The sequence below is a fragment of the Halorubrum sp. B53 genome (assembly GCF_059752395.1).
In genome coordinates, this window is the sequence record NZ_MWTH01000005.1 from 203,893 (window position 1) to 220,819 (window position 16,927).

At 71.0% G+C, this 16,927-nt stretch carries 16 protein-coding genes; 9 read left to right on the plus strand and 7 right to left on the minus strand.

Annotated elements, in window-relative coordinates; translation table 11 throughout:
- The 3 genes from B4V06_RS04450 (at nucleotide 1) to B4V06_RS04460 (ending at nucleotide 2,218) form a co-directional block, all read left to right on the plus strand.
- A complete protein-coding gene (locus tag B4V06_RS04450) occupies nucleotides 1-1,551 on the plus strand; it encodes a molybdopterin-dependent oxidoreductase (RefSeq protein WP_498167728.1) in 1,551 nt (516 codons plus the stop codon).
- Between the two features lie 89 nt (nucleotides 1,552-1,640).
- A complete protein-coding gene (locus B4V06_RS04455; RefSeq protein ID WP_123113417.1) occupies nucleotides 1,641-1,922 on the plus strand; it encodes a winged helix-turn-helix domain-containing protein in 282 nt (93 codons plus the stop codon).
- Nucleotides 1,919-2,218 (plus strand): DUF8036 family membrane protein, encoded by a 300-nt coding sequence (locus tag B4V06_RS04460; RefSeq protein WP_123113416.1) that lies wholly within the window; start codon nucleotides 1,919-1,921, stop codon nucleotides 2,216-2,218. Before B4V06_RS04455 ends, B4V06_RS04460 begins: the two co-directional genes overlap by 4 nt.
- Nucleotides 2,219-2,257: 39 nt before the next feature.
- On the opposite strand, the gene recJ is transcribed toward B4V06_RS04460, so the two are convergent.
- A complete protein-coding gene (gene recJ, locus B4V06_RS04465) occupies nucleotides 2,258-3,679 on the minus strand; it encodes a RecJ family nuclease (RefSeq protein WP_498167732.1) in 1,422 nt (473 codons plus the stop codon).
- Nucleotides 3,680-3,833: 154 nt separating this feature from the next.
- Between recJ and B4V06_RS04470 the strand changes: the two genes are divergently transcribed.
- From B4V06_RS04470 to B4V06_RS04480, 3 genes are all read left to right on the plus strand, one after another.
- Nucleotides 3,834-5,126, plus strand: a complete 1,293-nt coding sequence (locus B4V06_RS04470) for an O-acetylhomoserine aminocarboxypropyltransferase/cysteine synthase family protein (protein ID WP_498167734.1) — start codon at nucleotides 3,834-3,836, stop codon at nucleotides 5,124-5,126.
- Between the two features lies 1 nt (nucleotide 5,127).
- Complete coding sequence (gene metX, locus B4V06_RS04475; protein ID WP_498167736.1) at nucleotides 5,128-6,411, plus strand: homoserine O-acetyltransferase MetX; 1,284 nt, start codon at nucleotides 5,128-5,130, stop codon at nucleotides 6,409-6,411.
- A gap of 461 nt (nucleotides 6,412-6,872) precedes the next feature.
- Complete coding sequence (locus B4V06_RS04480; RefSeq protein ID WP_498167739.1) at nucleotides 6,873-8,525, plus strand: long-chain fatty acid--CoA ligase; 1,653 nt, start codon at nucleotides 6,873-6,875, stop codon at nucleotides 8,523-8,525.
- Nucleotides 8,526-8,578: 53 nt separating this feature from the next.
- Here B4V06_RS04480 and B4V06_RS04485 read toward each other — a convergent pair whose 3' ends face one another.
- Nucleotides 8,579-9,022 carry a DUF5807 family protein gene (locus tag B4V06_RS04485; protein WP_123113410.1) on the minus strand — a complete coding sequence of 148 codons (444 nt, stop codon included), beginning with the start codon at nucleotides 9,020-9,022 and terminating at the stop codon, nucleotides 8,579-8,581.
- Nucleotides 9,023-9,336: 314 nt separating this feature from the next.
- On the opposite strand from B4V06_RS04485, the gene B4V06_RS04490 reads away from it, so the two are divergent.
- Both B4V06_RS04490 and B4V06_RS04495 read left to right on the plus strand, forming a co-directional pair.
- Nucleotides 9,337-11,775, plus strand: a complete 2,439-nt coding sequence (locus tag B4V06_RS04490; protein WP_498167743.1) for a DEAD/DEAH box helicase — start codon at nucleotides 9,337-9,339, stop codon at nucleotides 11,773-11,775.
- A gap of 44 nt (nucleotides 11,776-11,819) precedes the next feature.
- Complete coding sequence (locus B4V06_RS04495) at nucleotides 11,820-12,044, plus strand: antitoxin VapB family protein (RefSeq protein WP_123113408.1); 225 nt, start codon at nucleotides 11,820-11,822, stop codon at nucleotides 12,042-12,044.
- A gap of 8 nt (nucleotides 12,045-12,052) precedes the next feature.
- On the opposite strand, the gene B4V06_RS04500 is transcribed toward B4V06_RS04495, so the two are convergent.
- Both B4V06_RS04500 and B4V06_RS04505 read right to left on the minus strand, forming a co-directional pair.
- On the minus strand, nucleotides 12,053-13,183 hold the full coding sequence (locus tag B4V06_RS04500; RefSeq protein WP_123113407.1) for a molybdopterin-dependent oxidoreductase: 1,131 nt from the start codon (nucleotides 13,181-13,183) through the stop codon (nucleotides 12,053-12,055).
- A 53-nt stretch (nucleotides 13,184-13,236) separates the two neighbouring features.
- A complete protein-coding gene (locus B4V06_RS04505) occupies nucleotides 13,237-14,064 on the minus strand; it encodes an MBL fold metallo-hydrolase (RefSeq protein WP_498167748.1) in 828 nt (275 codons plus the stop codon).
- Between the two features lie 131 nt (nucleotides 14,065-14,195).
- Here B4V06_RS04505 and B4V06_RS04510 point away from each other — a divergent pair, with 131 nt between their 5' ends.
- Nucleotides 14,196-15,224: a succinylglutamate desuccinylase/aspartoacylase family protein gene (locus B4V06_RS04510; protein ID WP_498167750.1), complete on the plus strand. Its 1,029-nt coding sequence runs from the start codon at nucleotides 14,196-14,198 to the stop codon at nucleotides 15,222-15,224.
- Nucleotides 15,225-15,266: 42 nt separating this feature from the next.
- Here the strand turns inward: B4V06_RS04510 and B4V06_RS04515 are convergent, their stop codons facing one another.
- From B4V06_RS04515 to B4V06_RS04525, 3 genes are all read right to left on the minus strand, one after another.
- On the minus strand, nucleotides 15,267-15,773 hold the full coding sequence (locus B4V06_RS04515) for a Tfx family DNA-binding protein (RefSeq protein WP_123113404.1): 507 nt from the start codon (nucleotides 15,771-15,773) through the stop codon (nucleotides 15,267-15,269).
- A gap of 151 nt (nucleotides 15,774-15,924) precedes the next feature.
- Nucleotides 15,925-16,401: a TRAM domain-containing protein gene (locus tag B4V06_RS04520; protein ID WP_498167754.1), complete on the minus strand. Its 477-nt coding sequence runs from the start codon at nucleotides 16,399-16,401 to the stop codon at nucleotides 15,925-15,927.
- Nucleotides 16,402-16,532: 131 nt separating this feature from the next.
- Nucleotides 16,533-16,880, minus strand: coding sequence for a hypothetical protein (locus B4V06_RS04525; RefSeq protein ID WP_123113402.1), 348 nt, complete (start codon nucleotides 16,878-16,880; stop codon nucleotides 16,533-16,535).
- Between the last annotated feature and the right edge of the window lie 47 nt (nucleotides 16,881-16,927).

Here is a 16,927-nt window from a genome sequence, read left to right on the forward strand (position 1 = left end):
ATGATAGACGTTACCGAACGACGAGACTCGCTGCTCGCGGCGGCGGCCGGGACGGTGGCGGTCGCCGGCTCGTACCTCCTCACGGGGTGGTCGCCCGCGTTCGTCGTCCGGCCCGTCGACCAGGCCATCGTCAACTCGACGCCCGGGCCGGTCGTGACGTTCGCGATCGAGACCCTCGGCGACGCGGGCCACCTGATCCACATCGCCATGGCGTTCGCGGCCGTGGTCGGCCTGTTCGGCGCGGTCGCGTTCGGCGGGCTCCGGCTCGCCGCGCGCCTCGATCGGTCGTCGGCCGGGGCCGCAGCGGCCGGGGCCGCGGCGACCGGCGTCGTCTCGTGGCTGCTCGCCGCCGGGCTGACCGGAGACCCGACGCGGGCGTTGGGAGTGGCCCTCCCCGCGGCGGCCGTCGTCGCGGTCGGCGGCGTTCCCCCGTCGCCCGACCCGTCTGTTCCCGGATCGGCGTCCGGGGACGGGTCCTCGGTCGCAGGGAACTCGACGCCGACCGTCGACGCGGTGCGTCGCCGAACGCTCGGCGTCCTCGTCGGAACGCTCGGGTTCGTCGTCGCGGCGGTCGTGGGCCGGCGGCTGCCGGCGCCGGCCGACGACACGCTCGCCGACGCTCCGCGGTCAGAGGGCGCGACCGAGCGGCTGGAGGCGATCGACTCGGCCTCGTTGCCGGTCGCGAGCGAGGGCCTCGTCGGCATGGTGAGCCCGATCGGCGAGTTCTACAACGTCGACATCGCGGAGTTCGACCCGGAGGTCACCGCGGACGAGTGGTCGCTGACGTTCACCGGCGAGACCGGGTCCGAGCGGACGGTCGCCTTCGACGAACTGATCGACCGGTCAGTCGAGCACCGCGCGGTGACACTGCGCTGCGTCGGCGAGGAGCTGAACGGCCGCAAGCTGGACAACGCCGTCTGGACGGGGACGCCGATCCGCCCGCTGCTCGAGTCCGTCGACCCCGGGGGCGACTGCAACTGCGCGATGCTGCGCGGCGAGGACGGGTACTACGTCCAGTTCCCGGTCGACGTGCTCGCGGAGGGGTTCCTCGCGTGGGGGATGAACGGGAAGGAGCTCCCGACGGGTCACGGCCACCCGGTCCGGGTGCTGATCCCGGGTCACTGGGGGGAGACGAACGTGAAGTGGCTCTCGGAGATCGAGCTGCTGAACGTCGAGGATGACGGGTACTGGGAGGAGCGCGGCTGGGAGGGGACCGGCGAGGTGAAGACGGTCGCCAAGCTCTGGGACGAGGGCGTCACCGAGCTCGACGACGGCCGGATCGAACTGGCCGGCCACGCCTACGCCGGGACCCGCGGGATCGAGCGGGTCGAGGTCTCGACCGACGGCGGCGACTCGTGGACCGACGCGACCCTCTCCGACCCGCTCCCCGACGCGGACGTCTGGCGGCAGTGGCGCCACGTCTTCGACCCCGACGGGCCGAGCGAGGTCGTCGTCCGCGCGGTCGACGGCGAGGGGACCCGCCAGATCGAGGCGCCGTCCGACCCGTCGCCGTCCGGCGCGTCCGGCTGGGTCCGTCGGACGGTCGGGTGACCGCCCGTCGCCGTCCGTCGATCGCCTCACCGGGCACCCGCCCGCGTCGCAACGACTTTCACACCCTACCCGACACAACAGTACGCCAAATGGAGAAGGCCCTGTGGTACCTGTTCGTCGCGAGCCGCGGTGGCGCCAACAGGGTCCGGATCGTCCGGGAACTCCGCGCTCGCCCCCGGAACGCGAACGAGCTCGCGGAGGCACTGGACGTCGACTACAACACGATCACCCACCACCTAGAGATGCTAGAAGACCACGACGTCGTCGAGCCCAGCGACCACGACTACGGGAAGCTCTATTTCCTGACCGACCGCTTCGAGCGCCACGGCGACGCGTTCGAGGAGATCACGTCGGAGGTGGACGCCGAATGAACCCCGCGACGCCGACCGTCTTCGGCATCGTGATCACGGGAATCAACAGCGCGCTGCTGGCGGTGCTGGCCGCGGTCTGGCTCCGCAACTACCGCGAGTTCGGCTCGACGCTCCTCCTGGGGCTGTTGGGGTTCAGCGCCGTCCTGTTGGTCGAGAATCTGGTCTCCATCGCCTTCTTTTTCAGCAGCATGCGGACGCTGTACGCGATGGACCCGCTCGTCGGCCGGGTCGTGCTCGGAATGCGCGTGCTCGAACTGCTCGCGGTGTCGCTGCTGACCTACGCGACGCTGAAGTGACCGGGGCTCCGACCCCGTCTCGCCACCTCCCCGGCCGCCTCACGAGAGCTGCTCGCCGACCAGCCGGTCCGCCTCGGCGACGAACGCGTCGCGCTCGTCGATCGGGATCGTCGCGCCCGCGGCGACGTCGTGGCCCCCGCCGTCGCCGCCGACCGACTGACTCGCCTCTCGCATCACCGCGGAGAGGTCGAGCCCCCGGCGCACGAGCGCGTGCGAGCCCCGCGAGGACACCTTCAGCTCCTCGGCGCTCTCCTCCGCGAACGCGATCACGGGCTTCGAGCGGTCGACCGCCGGCGAGCCGATCGCCATCCCGGCGACGATCCCGACGATCGTCTCGCGGATCCGCGAGCCGGCGTCGAACCACTGGAGGTGTTCCTCGTCGGTGACGCCCTCCGTCTTCACCCACTGGAGCCCCTCCGAGAGGTTCCGGCGGTGCGTCCGGAGGAGCCGGCGCGCCTCGGCGAGCGCGTCGCCGCGGTCGCCGAGACACACCGCGAGGCCGACGTCGGCGCGCTCGTACCGGGCGGTGGCGTTGAGCAGGGTGGAGAACTCGCTGACGTCCCGTAGCTCCGTGCCGGGCTCCTCGTCGACGAGCGTGTAGGAGGTGCCGACGAGCGCCTCGATCCGGTCCGCGGGGACGCCGGAGGCGACGGCGCGGCGCATCAGCGCGGACGCGAGGGTCTGCCGCTCCTCGCCGTCGAGATCGACCCAGCGGCGCCACTCCCCGTCGCGTTTCACGTCGACGTCGAGGTCGGTCAGGAAGGAGATCGCCCCCGCCTCGTCGTTCGAGACGCCCGGGATCTTCACGTCTGAGGCGTACTCCAGCAGCTTCGGCAGCGGGCGGGTCTGTCTGCCGTACAGGTCCAGGTCGGTGCGCGTCTCGATGACGCCGGCGTCGACGCCGTCGGCGACGATCGCCTCGTTGGCGCCGACGAGTCCGCCGTCGGAGTCCTGCATGTCGCCGACCGCGCCGACCACCGCGAGCGCGGCGAGGTCGCGGTTGTCGCCGTCCGGCCCCTCCAGCGCCCGGGCGAGCACGTAGCTTGCGCCCGCGCCCGACAGCTCGCTCGCGCCGTCGATCCCCTCGAGGAGGGGGTTGAGGTGGAACTCCGTGTCGCGGTCGGCCGGCTGGTGGTGGTCGGCGATGACGGGAACGAACGCGCCGCGGTCCTCGTGGTCGGCGATAACGTCGAGCTGGCCGGAGCCGAAGTCGGTGAACAGCACCACGTCGAACTCGCGGGCGGCGATCCCCGCGATCGACTCGGCGTCCAGCTGCTTCTCGAAGACGACCTCGTGGTCGATCCCGGCGCGCGCGAGCGCCGTCGAGGCGATCGCGCCGCTCGTCAGCCCGTCGGCGTCGATGTGGGACGCGAGCAGCACCCGATCGGCGGCGCGGAGGCGGTCGGCGCAGGCGCTCGCGCGTCCGGCGAGGTCCGGCACGGGTGAGTCGGCGACTGCCATTACCGCTCGTTGGCTCGCGATCGGGGATAAACTCACGCTTCGGCGGCGGGCGGTCGTCCTCGAACGGGTCGGCACCGCCCGTTTCGCCGCAGACCGAGGCATCACTTGCCGTAACTGACGGTTATAAAAGTATAGAGATATATGCACTACACACATGACACGTGGGTTCAACACCCGGAGTCTCCACGCCGGCGCCGAGGCCGACCCGGCGACCGGGTCGCGCGCGACCCCGATCCACCAGACGACCTCGTTCGTCTTCGACGACGCGGACACGGCGGCGGAGCTGTACGCGCTCCGGGCGGAGGGCCACATCTACTCCCGGCTCTCCAACCCGACCGTGGGGGCCCTCGAGGACCGGATCGCCGACCTCGCCGGCGGCACGGACGCGGTCGCGACCGGCGCGGGAATGGCCGCCTTCGACGCGATAACGACCGTGCTCGCGAGCGCGGGCGACAACGTCGTCGCCAGCTCCGAGATGTACGGCGGCACGGCCGCGTACCTCACCAGCACCGCGAACCGCCGCGGGATCGAGGCCCGGCTCGTCGACACGCTCGATTACGAGGCGTACGCGGACGTGATCGACGAGGACACCGCGTTCGTCCACGTCGAGACGATCGCGAACCCCTCGCTCGTCACCCCCGACTTCGAGCGGATCGCCGAGATCGCCCACGAGCACGCGGTGCCGCTCGTCGTCGACAACACGTTCGCGACCCCCTATCTCTGTCGGCCGTTCGAGCACGGCGCCGACATCACCTGGGAGTCGACGACCAAGTGGATCACGGGCAACGGGACGACGGTCGGCGGGGTCATCGTCGACGGCGGGCAGTTCCCGTGGGACCACCCGGACGCCGACTACGACGAGCTCGACGGGCAGTCGCCGGCGTTCCCGATCGACTTCGTCGAGGAGTTCGGCGACGCCGCCTTCGCGAACGTCGCCCGCCAGCGCGGTGTGCGCCCCACCGGCGGCCAGCAGTCCCCCTTCGACGCGTGGCAGACGATCCAGGGGCTCAACACGCTCCCGCTCCGGATGGAGCGCCACTGCGAGAACGCGCGGACCGTCGCCGAGTTCCTCCGCGACGACGACCGGGTCGGCTGGGTGAAGTACCCCGGCTTCGAGGACCACCCGAGCCACGACAACGCCGCCGAGTACCTCGACGGCTTCGGCGGCATGGTGACGTTCGGCGTCGACGGCGGCTACGAGGCCGCCAAGACGCTGTGCGAGTCGGTCGAGCTGACGAGTTTCCTCGCGAACGTCGGCGACGCGAAGACGCTCGTCATCCACCCCGCCTCCACAACGCACGCGCAGATGGACGAGACCCAACAGCGGCTCGCGGGCGTCTTCCCCGACATGCTCCGGCTCTCCGTCGGCATCGAGGACCCCGAGGACGTGATCGCCGACCTCGACCGCGGGCTGGCGGCCGGCGACCGCGCGGCCGGAGGGGAGTGAGATGAGTGCGACGCCCTCGGAGGAGGGGACCGCCTCGCTCGGCGAGTTCGTCTTCGAGTGCGGCCAGTCGGTCCCCGACCTCGAGGTGGCCTACGAGACGCACGGGGAGTTCGACGGGGACAACGTCGTGTTAGTGTGTCACGCGCTCACCGGGAGCCAGAACGTCGCGCGCTCGCCGTCGCCGGACCGGGACGCCGGGCAGGCCGGGCAGGCCCGCGCGTGGTGGGACGACATCGTCGGTCCGGGGAAGGCGATCGACACGACCGAGTACTTCGTCGTCTGCGCGAACGTCCCCGGCTCCTGTTACGGCACGACCGGTCCGACGAGCGAGCGCCCCGCCGACCTCGACCTCCCCGACGAGCCCGATCACGACCGGTGGGGGACCGCCTTCCCGCCCGTGCAGGTCGAAGACTGGGCGCGCGCCCAGCGGCGCCTGCTCGACCACCTCGGCGTGGGGCGGCTGCGCGCCGTCGTCGGCGGCAGCGTCGGCGGTATGAACGTCTTGGAGTGGGCCAAGCGCTACCCGGACGACGTCGACCGGATCGTCCCCATCGCGACCGCCGGGCGGCTCGACGCCCAGTGTCTCGCGCTCGACGCGGTCGCCCGCCGCGCGATCCGCGCGGACCAGCACTGGAACGGGGGCGACTACTACGGCGAGGACCGCCCCTCGCCCGACGAGGGGCTCGCGCTGGCCCGGCAGATCGGCCACATCATGTACCTCTCGAAGGCCTCCATGGAGCGCAAGTTCGGCCGGCGCTCCGCGGGCCGCGACTCGCTGACCCGCGAGGAGGGCGACCTCGGGCTGCCGCCGGAGCCGACGGCGGCGTTCTTCCCGTACCGGGAGGTGGAGTCGTACCTCGACTACCAGGCCGAGGGGTTCAGCGAGCGCTTCGACGCCAACAGCTACCTCTACCTCACGCGCGCCATGGACGAGTACGACCTCGCCGCCGGCCACGGCACCGACGCCGACGCCCTCGCCGCCTTCGAGGGCGAGGCGCTCCTGATGAGCTTCACCGCCGACTGGCACTTCACCGTCGAGCAGTCGGCGTCGCTCGCGACCGCCTTCCGCGACCGCGACGTCCCCGTCGCCCACCACGTGATCGACTCCGACCACGGCCACGACGCGTTCCTCGTCGAGCCCGAACACGTCGGCCCGCCGCTCCGCGACTTCCTCGCGGACGGGGTCGAGGGCCGAGCGGTCTCCGACGACGGCGGCGAGGGCGAGGAGTCTGCGCGCCCCGAGTCGGACCACGCGCCGGTGCACGCGAGCCTGTTTCAGGGGTAGCGGGCTCTTTTAAATACCATCGTGCGGTCGGCGAGTGCCGCCGAGCGCCCGCAGGGCGCGAGGTGCACGCGCGAGGGACGCGGTGAGCGCTCGAAGAGCGCGAACCGCGAGGCTGGGGAGGCGTGAGGCGCGGTCGCTGTGCGGGGCGGGACTCAAAGGGGCAGCCGCGAGGACGAAGCACACCGACGTAAGGACCGCAGGGAGCGAACGAAGTGAGCGACTGAGGACCGCAGCGAGGTGCGCGAGTCCTCGCGGCTGGGGCTTTGGCGGTGTTCTCCGTCGATCTATCAGCAACTGTTTATAGGCGAACGACCGGGTTTTTGGCGGTGTTCGCCGTCGATCCGTCAGCAACTGTTTATAAAAGAGCGACCCAGTCCCGAGGCGCGTCTGTCACCCCACCGGCCAACCACACGATCAATCATGCAAATGTTCATAGTTCTCGATTCCGTGGTGTGTAAGGTATGCCCGGTGGACACTCCCAGACGCTTCGACCGTTCCTGTGGCGCGCGGAACGACTGTACCCCGACACAGAGATCGTTTCCCGGACCCACGAGGGTCGCACGCGACACACGTACGCCGAGTACGCCGACCGAACCGCCCAGCTGGCGAACGCGCTCGACGAGTACGGGATCGAGCGCGGCGACAGGGTAGCGACGTTCTGCTGGAACAACACGCGCCACTTCGAGACGTACTTCGGCGTCCCGAACGCCGGCGCGCAGCTCCACACGATAAACCCCCTGCTGCCCGACGAGCACATCCGGTACATCGTCGACGACGCCGAAGACGAGATCGTGTTCGTCGACCCCTCGCTCGCGGGGAAGCTCGCCGGCGCGGCCGAGGGCGCCGAGGAGTTCGCCGACGTCGACTTCGTCGTGATGGGTTCCGAGGGGACCGACGCGCTCGACGGGACCCCCTACGAGGAGTTCATCGCCGACCAGCCGACCGACTACGACTGGCCCGAACTCGACAGCGACCAGCCCGCCGGCCTCTGTTACACCTCCGGCACGACGGGGAAACCGAAGGGCGTCGAGTACACTCAGTCGATGCTGTGGAGCCACACGATGGCCTCCCAGACGCCGCAGGGGATCCCGATGGAGGACTCAGACGTTGTCATGCCCGTCGTCCCCATGTTCCACGTCAACGCGTGGGGGATGCCGTTCACCGCGACCGCGGCGGGCGCGAAGCACGTCTACCCCGGGCCGTCGCCGGACCCGGCCGACCTCGCGGCGCTGATCGAGGAGGAGGGCGTGACGATCTCGGCGGGCGTGCCGACGGTGTGGCTCGGCCTCCGCGAGTACATCGCGGAGGGGAACGAGGTCGACCTCTCGACGCTCGACACCGTGATCGTCGGCGGCGCGGCCGCCCCGCAGTCGCTGATCGAGTGGTACGACGACCGGGGCGTCGAGGTGCTCCACGCGTGGGGGATGACCGAGCTGTCGCCGATCGGCACCGTTTCGCATCTCACCGACGACCTCCGCGACGCCGACTACGAGACGCAGGTCGACAAGCGGTCGAAACAGGGGCTCGTCGTCCCCGGGCTGGAGTTCGAGGTGATAGACGAGAACGGCGAGGAGATCCCGTGGGACGGCGAGGCGTTCGGGGAGCTCCGGATCCGCGGCCCGTGGGTCACCAAGGAGTACTTCAAGCGGCCGGAGGCGAACGAGGCGGAGTTCGTCGACGGCTGGCTGAAGACCGGCGACGTGGTCACCGTCGACGAGGACGGCTACATCCAGCTCGTCGACCGGACGAAAGACGTGATCAAGTCGGGCGGCGAGTGGATCTCCAGCGTCGAGTTGGAGAACGCGATCATGGCGTACGACGGCGTGAGCGAGGCGACCGTCATCGGCGTCCCGCACGAGCGCTGGCAGGAGCGCCCGGTCGCGTTCGTTGTCGCGGCTGACGGCGTCGATCGCGAGGCCTTGGTCGACGAGATCGAGGACGGACTCCGCGAGGAGTACCCGAAGTGGTGGGTGCCGGACGCGGTGGAGTTCATCGACGAGGTGCCGAAGACCGCCACCGGGAAGTTCTCGAAGAAGGACCTCCGCGAGCGGTACGCCGATCAGTCGCTCGTCGACGGCTCGGTGCCGGAAGAGGACGCGCCCGAGCAGGAGTAGGGCCGGACTGGGTGCGTCCGCCGAATTTCACTCGCCGTCGCGGTTGCCGAATTTCACTCGCCGTCGCGGTCGCCGACGACCCACTTGTGTGAGTAGCTCTCGCCGCACGTGCAGTGGGCGTAGGCGTGGACCACGTCGCCCTCGGCGTAGAGCCCGCCGACCTCCTCGTTTTGCGCCTCCGCGAACGCGAAGACGAACCGGACGTCGTGGTCGTCGTCGGGCGCCTCCTCGGCGAACGGGCACGCTCCGCCGTCGAGCGCTCGGGCGATCGTCCCCTCGGCGCCCATCGCCGTCTTCGCGAACTCCATCGCGCCCATCCCGGTGCCGGCCTCGAACGCGGACCGACCGGTCTCGCCGTCGAGGATCAGCCGCACGCCGTCGTCCGTCTCGGCGCCGACGTTGCGGAGCCGGGAGTCGTCGTCGAGGTACGCGTCGCTCAGGTAGAAGACGACGTCGTCGAGCCGCTCGCCGGCGAGGAACTCGTCGAGTTTGCTCATGCCGGTCGGACGCGCGTGAACGGTAAAAGCCGTGCGAGTCGCGGTCGAGGGGGTGTCGACGCCACGCGCGGAGCGGGCCCCACCCGCTGTCGGATCGATGTTAAATCATGTAGAATTGGGGTAACTGTTAAGACGCCCCACTGAGATCCGTCTTCTGATGAGCGCGCAAACACCATCCGGAGACCGGCTCGCCGAGTGGGCGGAGCTGGTCGACGAGGACGTCCCGGAGGAGCTTCGAGAGGAGCGCTCCGTCGAGCGATAACTTTCACCCCGCTTCGCGAAGGCTTTAGGCCGACGGCGGCGAAACACCGCCGATGGCGACCGAGGCCGCCGGCATCGACAGACCCCTGCTCGTCGACGACTTCCTCCAGCGGCGCCGCTACCAGCTCCAGCTCGCGGCGTCGGCGGCCGACGACCACACCCTCGTCTGCCTCCCGACCGGCCTCGGCAAGACGACCGTCAGCCTGCTCGTCACCGCCGAGCGCCTCCACGAGGCCGGCGGGAAGGCCCTCTTTTTAGCCCCCACCAAACCCCTCGTCCAGCAGCACGCCGACTTCTACCGCGAGGCGCTGCGGATTCCGGACGACGAGATCGTCGTCTTCACCGGCGACGTGAAGCCGGACGACCGCGCCGCCCTCTGGGACGACGCCCGGATCGTGATCGCGACCCCGCAGGTCGTCGAGAACGACCTCGTCGGCAACCGGATCTCGCTGCGCGACGTGACCCATCTCACCTTCGACGAGTGCCACCGCGCGACCGGCGACTACGCGTACGTCTACATCGCGGAGCGCTACCACGCCGACGCGGCCGACCCGCTCGTCACCGGGATGTCGGCCTCGCCGGGCGGCGACACCGAGGAGATCCAGACCGTCTGCGAGAACCTCGGGCTCGCGAACGTCGAGGTGATGACGGAGGAGGACGCCGACGTCGACGAGTACACCCACGACACCGACGTGCAGTGGGAGCAGGTCACCCTCCCCGACGAGGTCCTCGAGATCCGGGACGCCCTCAACGAGGTGATCACCGACCGGTTAGAGAAGCTGAAGCAGTTGGGGGTGACGAACACGACGAACCCGGACCTCTCGCAGAAGGACCTCAACAAGATGCGCGGGCAGCTGAAACAGATGATGGACAACGACCAGTCGGACGGGTACAAGGGAATGTCCACCCACGCCGAGGTGATGAAGCTCCGGCGCGCCACCGAGCTGGTCGAGACGCAGTCGGTCGAGTCCGTCCGGCGGTACTTCGAGCGCCAGCGCGAGGCCGCCCGCTCCTCCGGCGCCTCGAAGGCGAGCCAGCGGATGGTCGCCGACCCCAAGGTGCGCGAGGCGATGCGGAAGGCCGAGGCGTTCGACGGGCTCCACCCGAAGTTCTCGAAGGCCCGCATTCTCTTGGCCGAGACCCTCGGCATCAACGAGGGCGAGCGCGCGATCCTGTTCACCGAGTCCCGTGACACCGCCGAGGCGCTCGTGAAGTTCCTCTCCGCGAGCTTCGACGTCCGGAAGTTCGTCGGGCAGGGCGACAAGGAGGGCTCCGACGGGATGAGCCAGACACAGCAGCAGGAGACCCTCGACGAGTTCAAGGCCGGCGAGTTCGAGGTGCTGGTCTCCACGTCGGTCGCCGAGGAGGGGCTGGACGTCCCCGAGGTCGACCTGGTCTGCTTCTACGAGCCCGTCCCCACCGCGATCCGCTCGATCCAGCGCAAGGGCCGGACCGGCCGGCAGGCCGAGGGGAAAGTCGTCGTCCTGATGGCCGAGGACACCCGCGACGAGGCGTTCTTCTGGATCTCCCGCCGTCGCGAGAAGAAGATGGCCAGTCAGCTCGCCGAGCTGAAGGAGGCCACCGACGACATCGAGGAGACCGTCGGCGACGACGGGCAGGCCGGCCTCGACGCGTTCGCCGGGGGATCCGCCGAGCGCGACGCCGAGCCGGAGCCCGACGGGAACGCCGGCGACGACGTCGACGGCGGTGACGGTAGCGACGACGACGCCGGACTGACCGACTTCGCGGCCGAGACGCGGGGTGGAGACGAGGCGGACGACGAGGGCGACGCGGGAGCCGAGGGCGACGCAGACGGCGTCGTCGCCACCGCCGGCGTCGACGACGGCGTCGAGGTCGTCGTCGACCAGCGCGAGCTCGACTCCTCCATCGCGAAGGACCTCTCGACGCGCGACGGGCTCGTCACCCGGCTGGAGACGCTCGCGGTCGGCGACTACGTGCTCTCCGACCGCGTCGCCGTCGAGCGCAAGTCGGCGGCCGACTTCGTCGACTCGATGCTCGACGCCGACCGGTCGATGTTCGAACAGGTCGGCGAGCTCTCGCGGGCGTACGCCCGCCCGGTGATGGTCGTGGAGGGGACGAACCTCTACGGGCAGCGCGATATCGACCCGAACGCGATCCGGGGCGCGCTCGCGTCGCTGGCGGTCGACTTCGACGTGAGCGTGCTCCGCACCGAGGGCGAGTCGGACACCACGGAGCTGCTCGCGACCATCGCCAAGCGGGAGCAGGAGACCCGCGACCGCGAGGTGAGCGTCCACGGCGAGAAGACGACGAAGACCCGCGCGGAACAGCAGGAGTACGTCGTCTCCTCCATCGCCGACATCGGCCCGGTCACGGCCCGGACCCTGCTGGAGCACTTCGGCACCGTCGAGGCCGTGATGACCGCGCCCGAGGACGACCTGCTGGAGGTCGAGGGCGTGGGGCCGGTGACCGCCGAGCGCATTCGCGAGGTCGTTGGCAGCGAGTACGAGTGATCGACCGGCGAAACGGTATTGGAATGGAGTCGTAACGAGTTCGCATGGTGAAGCGTATCCGCGTCGAGGAGGACACACACGCCGCGCTCGCGTCGCTGAAGGGCGACGACGAGTCCTTCGACGACCTGCTGACGCGGTTGCTCCGCGAACACCGCGGCGGTCCGCAGTCTGGGGCCGGTCTCTGGGAAGGGAGCGACGCACCCGAACACGCACGCGAGACGCGTCGAGAACTGAAAAGCGGAATCGACACGCGAGACCCGGAGTCCTGACCCTGGGCTCAGTCGAACCCGCTCACCAGCGTCACGAACCACTGACCGAGGTCGTACTCCGCCCGCACCTCCACGCGCGTCACCCACTTCACCCACTGGAACCCCCGCCGGTCGGGGGCGACGAGCCTGGCCGGCGCGCCGTGGCCGTGCGAGAGGCGCACACCGCCGACCCGCGTCGCGAGCAGCGCGTCTTCGGCCTCGTCAAGCGGGAGACTCCAGCGGTACCCCGTGACCGACGTGAACCGGACGTAGGCCGGCTCGCGGTCGGTCGCCTCCTCGTCGCCGGAGGCCGTCTCCGGCCCCCCGGCCGCGTCGAGCAGGTCGCCGACGCGGATCCCGCCCCACTCTTGCACCGTGTACCACCCGCTCGTGCAGTCGAGCAGGGCTTCCGTCTCGTGGCCGGCACCGAGCTCGTCGGTGGTCAGCTCGACCGGAGCGCTCACGAGCCCCTCGACCCGCAGTCGGTACCCCTCCCGGTCGATCGGGTCGGGGTTGTCGGCGACCCACGATGTGACCGGGAACGCGCCGTTCCCGTCGCCCTCGCGGGGCTGGGACCCGGTGAACCGCCGGTCCGCGCCCGCCGTGTCGAGCAGGTCGTTGACGCCCTGTTGGAGCCGGTAGGTCGCGGCGCCGGCGACCAGCAGGACGGTGTATCGAACGGCGGTGCGCCGGCGCTCGAAGTCGACCCGCCGCGGGAGCCTGAACCGGGTCGCGGCGTGCGCCGCCACGAGCGGGAGCAGGACCAGTCCGAACCCGACGTGGACGGAGAGCAGCGTCCAGTAGGAGAGCCGCACGTCGAGTCCGAACACCCAGACGACCCCGGTCGAGAGCGCGCCGAGGGCGGCGACGAGCGTCAGGACCGACAGCGCGGTCGACCGCTGCCAGAGCGTCGGGTCGGTGAGGCGGCGCCGGACGCGCGCGAGCTTCCACGCGAGCAGCGCGACGATCCCGAGCCCGAGCGCGCGGTGGAGCCAGAAGACGGGCCACCCCTCCGGGACGCCCACCGTGAAGGAGACGAGCCCCGTCAGGACCTCCGCGGCCACGAACACGAACAGCGACCAGTCGACCGCGCGCGGCGGCGGCTCTAGGCGGTCGAGCGCGTCGCGGAGCGTTCCGCCGATTCCGGACCCCGGTCCCATCTCGACCGCGCTACGTGCTAACGAGACAAAAGGCTACAGCCCGCACGCTTCGCTCACAGCTCGTACACTTCGCCGTCGACCGCGAGCGGCTCCGCGAACGCCTCGTCGGGCGGGTAGTAGTGCGCGACGTGGACGAGCCGCGTCCGGTCGGCGTCCAGCTCGTCGGCGAGCGCGAGCGCTCCCTCTCGGGTCATGTGCTTCGTGCCGAACGTGCGGGGGACGCCGTCGGGCCCCTCGTGGCCCCCGCCGATCGGGTGGTGATCGCAGAGGGAGGCGGGGACGATGGCGTCGGCCAGCAGGAGGTCGGCGCCGGCGAGCGCCTCGCGGGAGCGCTCGGGCACGTCGTAGCTCGTGTCGCCCGTCAGCGAGAGCGTCGCGCCCGTCTCCGGGTCCTCGATCACGACCCCGTAACAAAGGAGCGGCGGGTGGTCGACGGGAACGAAGCGGACCTCGAGCCCGCACGTCTCGAAGGGCTCGAACGGCTCGCGGGCGTGGACGCCGATCCGGTCTTCCAGGTAGTCGTACTTGTCGCGGATCGTCTCGGCGACGCTCTGGTCGGTGGCGGGGTCGGTCTCGTTCGGCGCGTGGACCGGGAGCCCGTCGACCAGCCGGTAGACGTTGCCGAGGCCGTCGAGGTGATCGAAGTGGATGTGCGTCACGATGCCGGCGTCGGGGAGGGGAACGTCGGCGTCGAGGAACTGCTGTCTGAAGTCCGGACTGAAGTCGACGAGCAGCGACTCGCCGGTGCGCTCGTTGGCGACGTGGACCGAGAACCGCGAGCGCGACACCCCCCGCTCGCGCGCCGCGACGCAGGTGTCGCAGTCGCAGCCGGCGGTCGGCGTCCCGGTCGTGTCGCCGGTGCCGAGGAGGGTGACCCGCATCTCGGATCCGTCTCGGCGACCCACCGACTTAGCGTCCGCGGTCGATCGGGCCGAGCGGCGGCCGCCGCGCGCGCCGCCGGCCCGGCCGCTCCGCCCCCGATTTATAAGCGCCTCAGGACCGACCCATCGGTATGCACGACGCCAGCGACCTCGTCCTCGCGCGGCTCCCGTCGGGCGTCCCGATCCGCACGACCGTCCACGTCTACGGCGAGGGACGGCTCGTCGAGGGCCCGGACGGCCCCGAACTCGACGCGCCGGCCGACGGCGGGCCGGTGGTCTACGCGCAGGCCGCCCAGCACGGTCGGGAGGTGAACGGGACCGCGGTCCTCCGGCGGCTCCACGAGCGGCTGACGGACGCGGACCCGACGCGAGCGGACGCGAGCGACCTCGACGGCACCCTCGTGACGGTCCCGGTCGCCGACCCGCTCACGTTCGACCGCGTCTCGTACACCACGCCGGAGCCGCTCGACGCGACCCACTCGAACATGAACCGCTGCTGGCCCGGAGACGACGAAGGGACGCTCCACGAGCGGGCGGCGGCCCGCCTCTGGGCGTTCGCGGGCGCGGCCGACGCGGTGGTCGACCTCCACACCGGGTCGCCGGCGATGCTCACGCACACGGTGTACATGCGCGGGGACGAGGCCTGCCGCTCGCTCGCGGAGGCGTTCGGGACCGACCTCCTGCTCGCGGAGGCGGCGGGCGACGAGGCGGACGCGGAGTGGAGCGAGCGCGGCTTCGCCGGCAAGCTCCGCGTCGCCGCCACCCGCGAGGGGATCCCCACGATCACGCCGGAGCTCGCGCACAGCCGCGAGGTCGTCACCGAGGCGGTCGAGGCCGGTTTCAAAGGGACACTCGGCGTCCTCCGCCACGAGGGGCTGCTCCCCGGCGAGCCCGAGCCGTGGGACGGGACGGTCGCGCGGAACCACCTCGGTCGGGTGAACGCCGCCGAGTCGGGCCTGTTCACCCCGGAGCGCGATCTCGCCGTCGGCGACGAGGCTGTCGAGGGGGAGCGGCTCGGCGTCGTCCACGACCCGACGACGTTCGAGCCGCTGCAGACCGCGACGGCCGACCGCGACGGGATCGTCTACTCGATCGCCCGCGAGGCGACCGTCACCGCGGGGTCGACGCTCGTCGGTGTCGCCGAGCGACTGGACGAGTGAGAAACGGACGGGCGCGGGGCGGGTCGCACGCGCCGACGCGGATCAGGGCTGCCGTACGCGGATCTGGCCGTTCGCGTCGACGGTGACGAACAGGCGGCTGCGCACCTCGCGGCCGTGGACCGCGTCGCCGGCGCGGTCGCCGATCGTCTTCATCAGGTCCGGCGCGGTCTGGTTCACCTTCACGCCCGCCTCGTCGCAGGCGTCGTACACGTGTTTCGGGGCGTCGTACAGGTCGGTGCCGGCATCGATCTCCACGCGGACGGGCGCGGCGAGCGCCTCCGCGAACGCGACCGTCTCGCGGGCCCGCTCGACGTTGTCGCGGGCGCTGGCCTCGACGCTGGAGACGTTCGCGCGCGACGTGCCGAGCCGGTCGGCGATGTCCGACTGGCGGAGCCCCCGCTCGCGGAGCGCGAGCACCTCCGCCTGCCGGTCGGTGAGGACGCTCTCGTCGGCGTCGAACCCGGCCCGTTCCAACAGTTCGTCGGCCTCGACGCCCTCGACGTCGTCGGCCGTGTCGGCGGCGTCGGACGGCCCGTCGTCTGCGACCATACTCGCCGCGAGGGGACGCTCGCTCAAAAAACGGCGGTTTCGGCGTCCCGCTCGACGCGGGGCGCGGCGTCGACCGCGTCCGGGCGGATGCGACGACGGCCGATCGGTGGCGTCCGGACTGTCCGTGGGGCGGGGCTCCCCCGGGACGCGCTCACTTGCCCCAGAAGTTCTCGCGGCTGCCGAGCCGTTCGCGGTCCGGGCGATCGCGGCGGCGGTCGCCCTCGCCGTCCTCGTCGGCGTCCGCGTCGGCCTCCGCGTCGTCGCCCTCGTCGCCGTCCTCCTCCTCCGGGTCCTCGGGAAGGCGCTCGACGACGTCCTGCGCGGTCGCGTGGCTCGACTTCACGCGGTGGATCCGGACCTCCGCGCGCGCCGGCGGGAGGAGCCCGTCGACGAGGACGATGAAGCCGTCGTCGGTGCGGCCCACGCCGGCGCCGCTCTCGTGGATGTCGTCGACCTCGACGACGACCTCCTCGCCGGGCTGGACCGGCTGCTGTTTCAGCTCGTAGATGGGCATGTCGTAGTGGTTACACCACTCCGCGCCGCCCTTGTTGCCGTAGTGTTGACACCCCATCCCCTCGATTCGCTCGTCGAAACTGGGGCAATCGTCGGCGAGTGGACAGTCCGCCATACCGTAGGGGAGACCGCGGGCCGTTGTAAACGTTTTCGACTGGGCGGGCGGAAAATCAGGCGTATCGGCGGCTCACCCGGCTGAACGGTGGCTGCTCCGGCGCCCCGCCTCGGCTCACGACCGAACCCGGCTCACAGGAACTCGCGGACCTCCGAGTACCACATGTCGTGGTGGTCGACGGCGCCGAGCGCGTCGGCGACGTCGACCGCGATCGCGTGCCAGCAGCGCTCGCTCGGGTCCTCGGCGTCGAGGTTGTACGTCGCGTCCGCGCAGGTGCACTCCCCCTCCTCGACGACGTACTCGTCGTCGTGGCCGACGACGACGGTGAAATCTCGGTAGCGCTTCACGCGCCCCTCGCCGACCGCCTCGATCGCGCGCTGCCCGCGGTCGCCGTGCTCGCCGACGATCCCGGCGGCGATCGGGCCGGTGAGCTCTCCGGCCTCCGCGATCGCCGCGCGCCAGTCGTCGACCGGCTCCATGGCCTCCCATTCTGGGGCGGTCGGTTAAACAGCGTCGGTGGACGCGG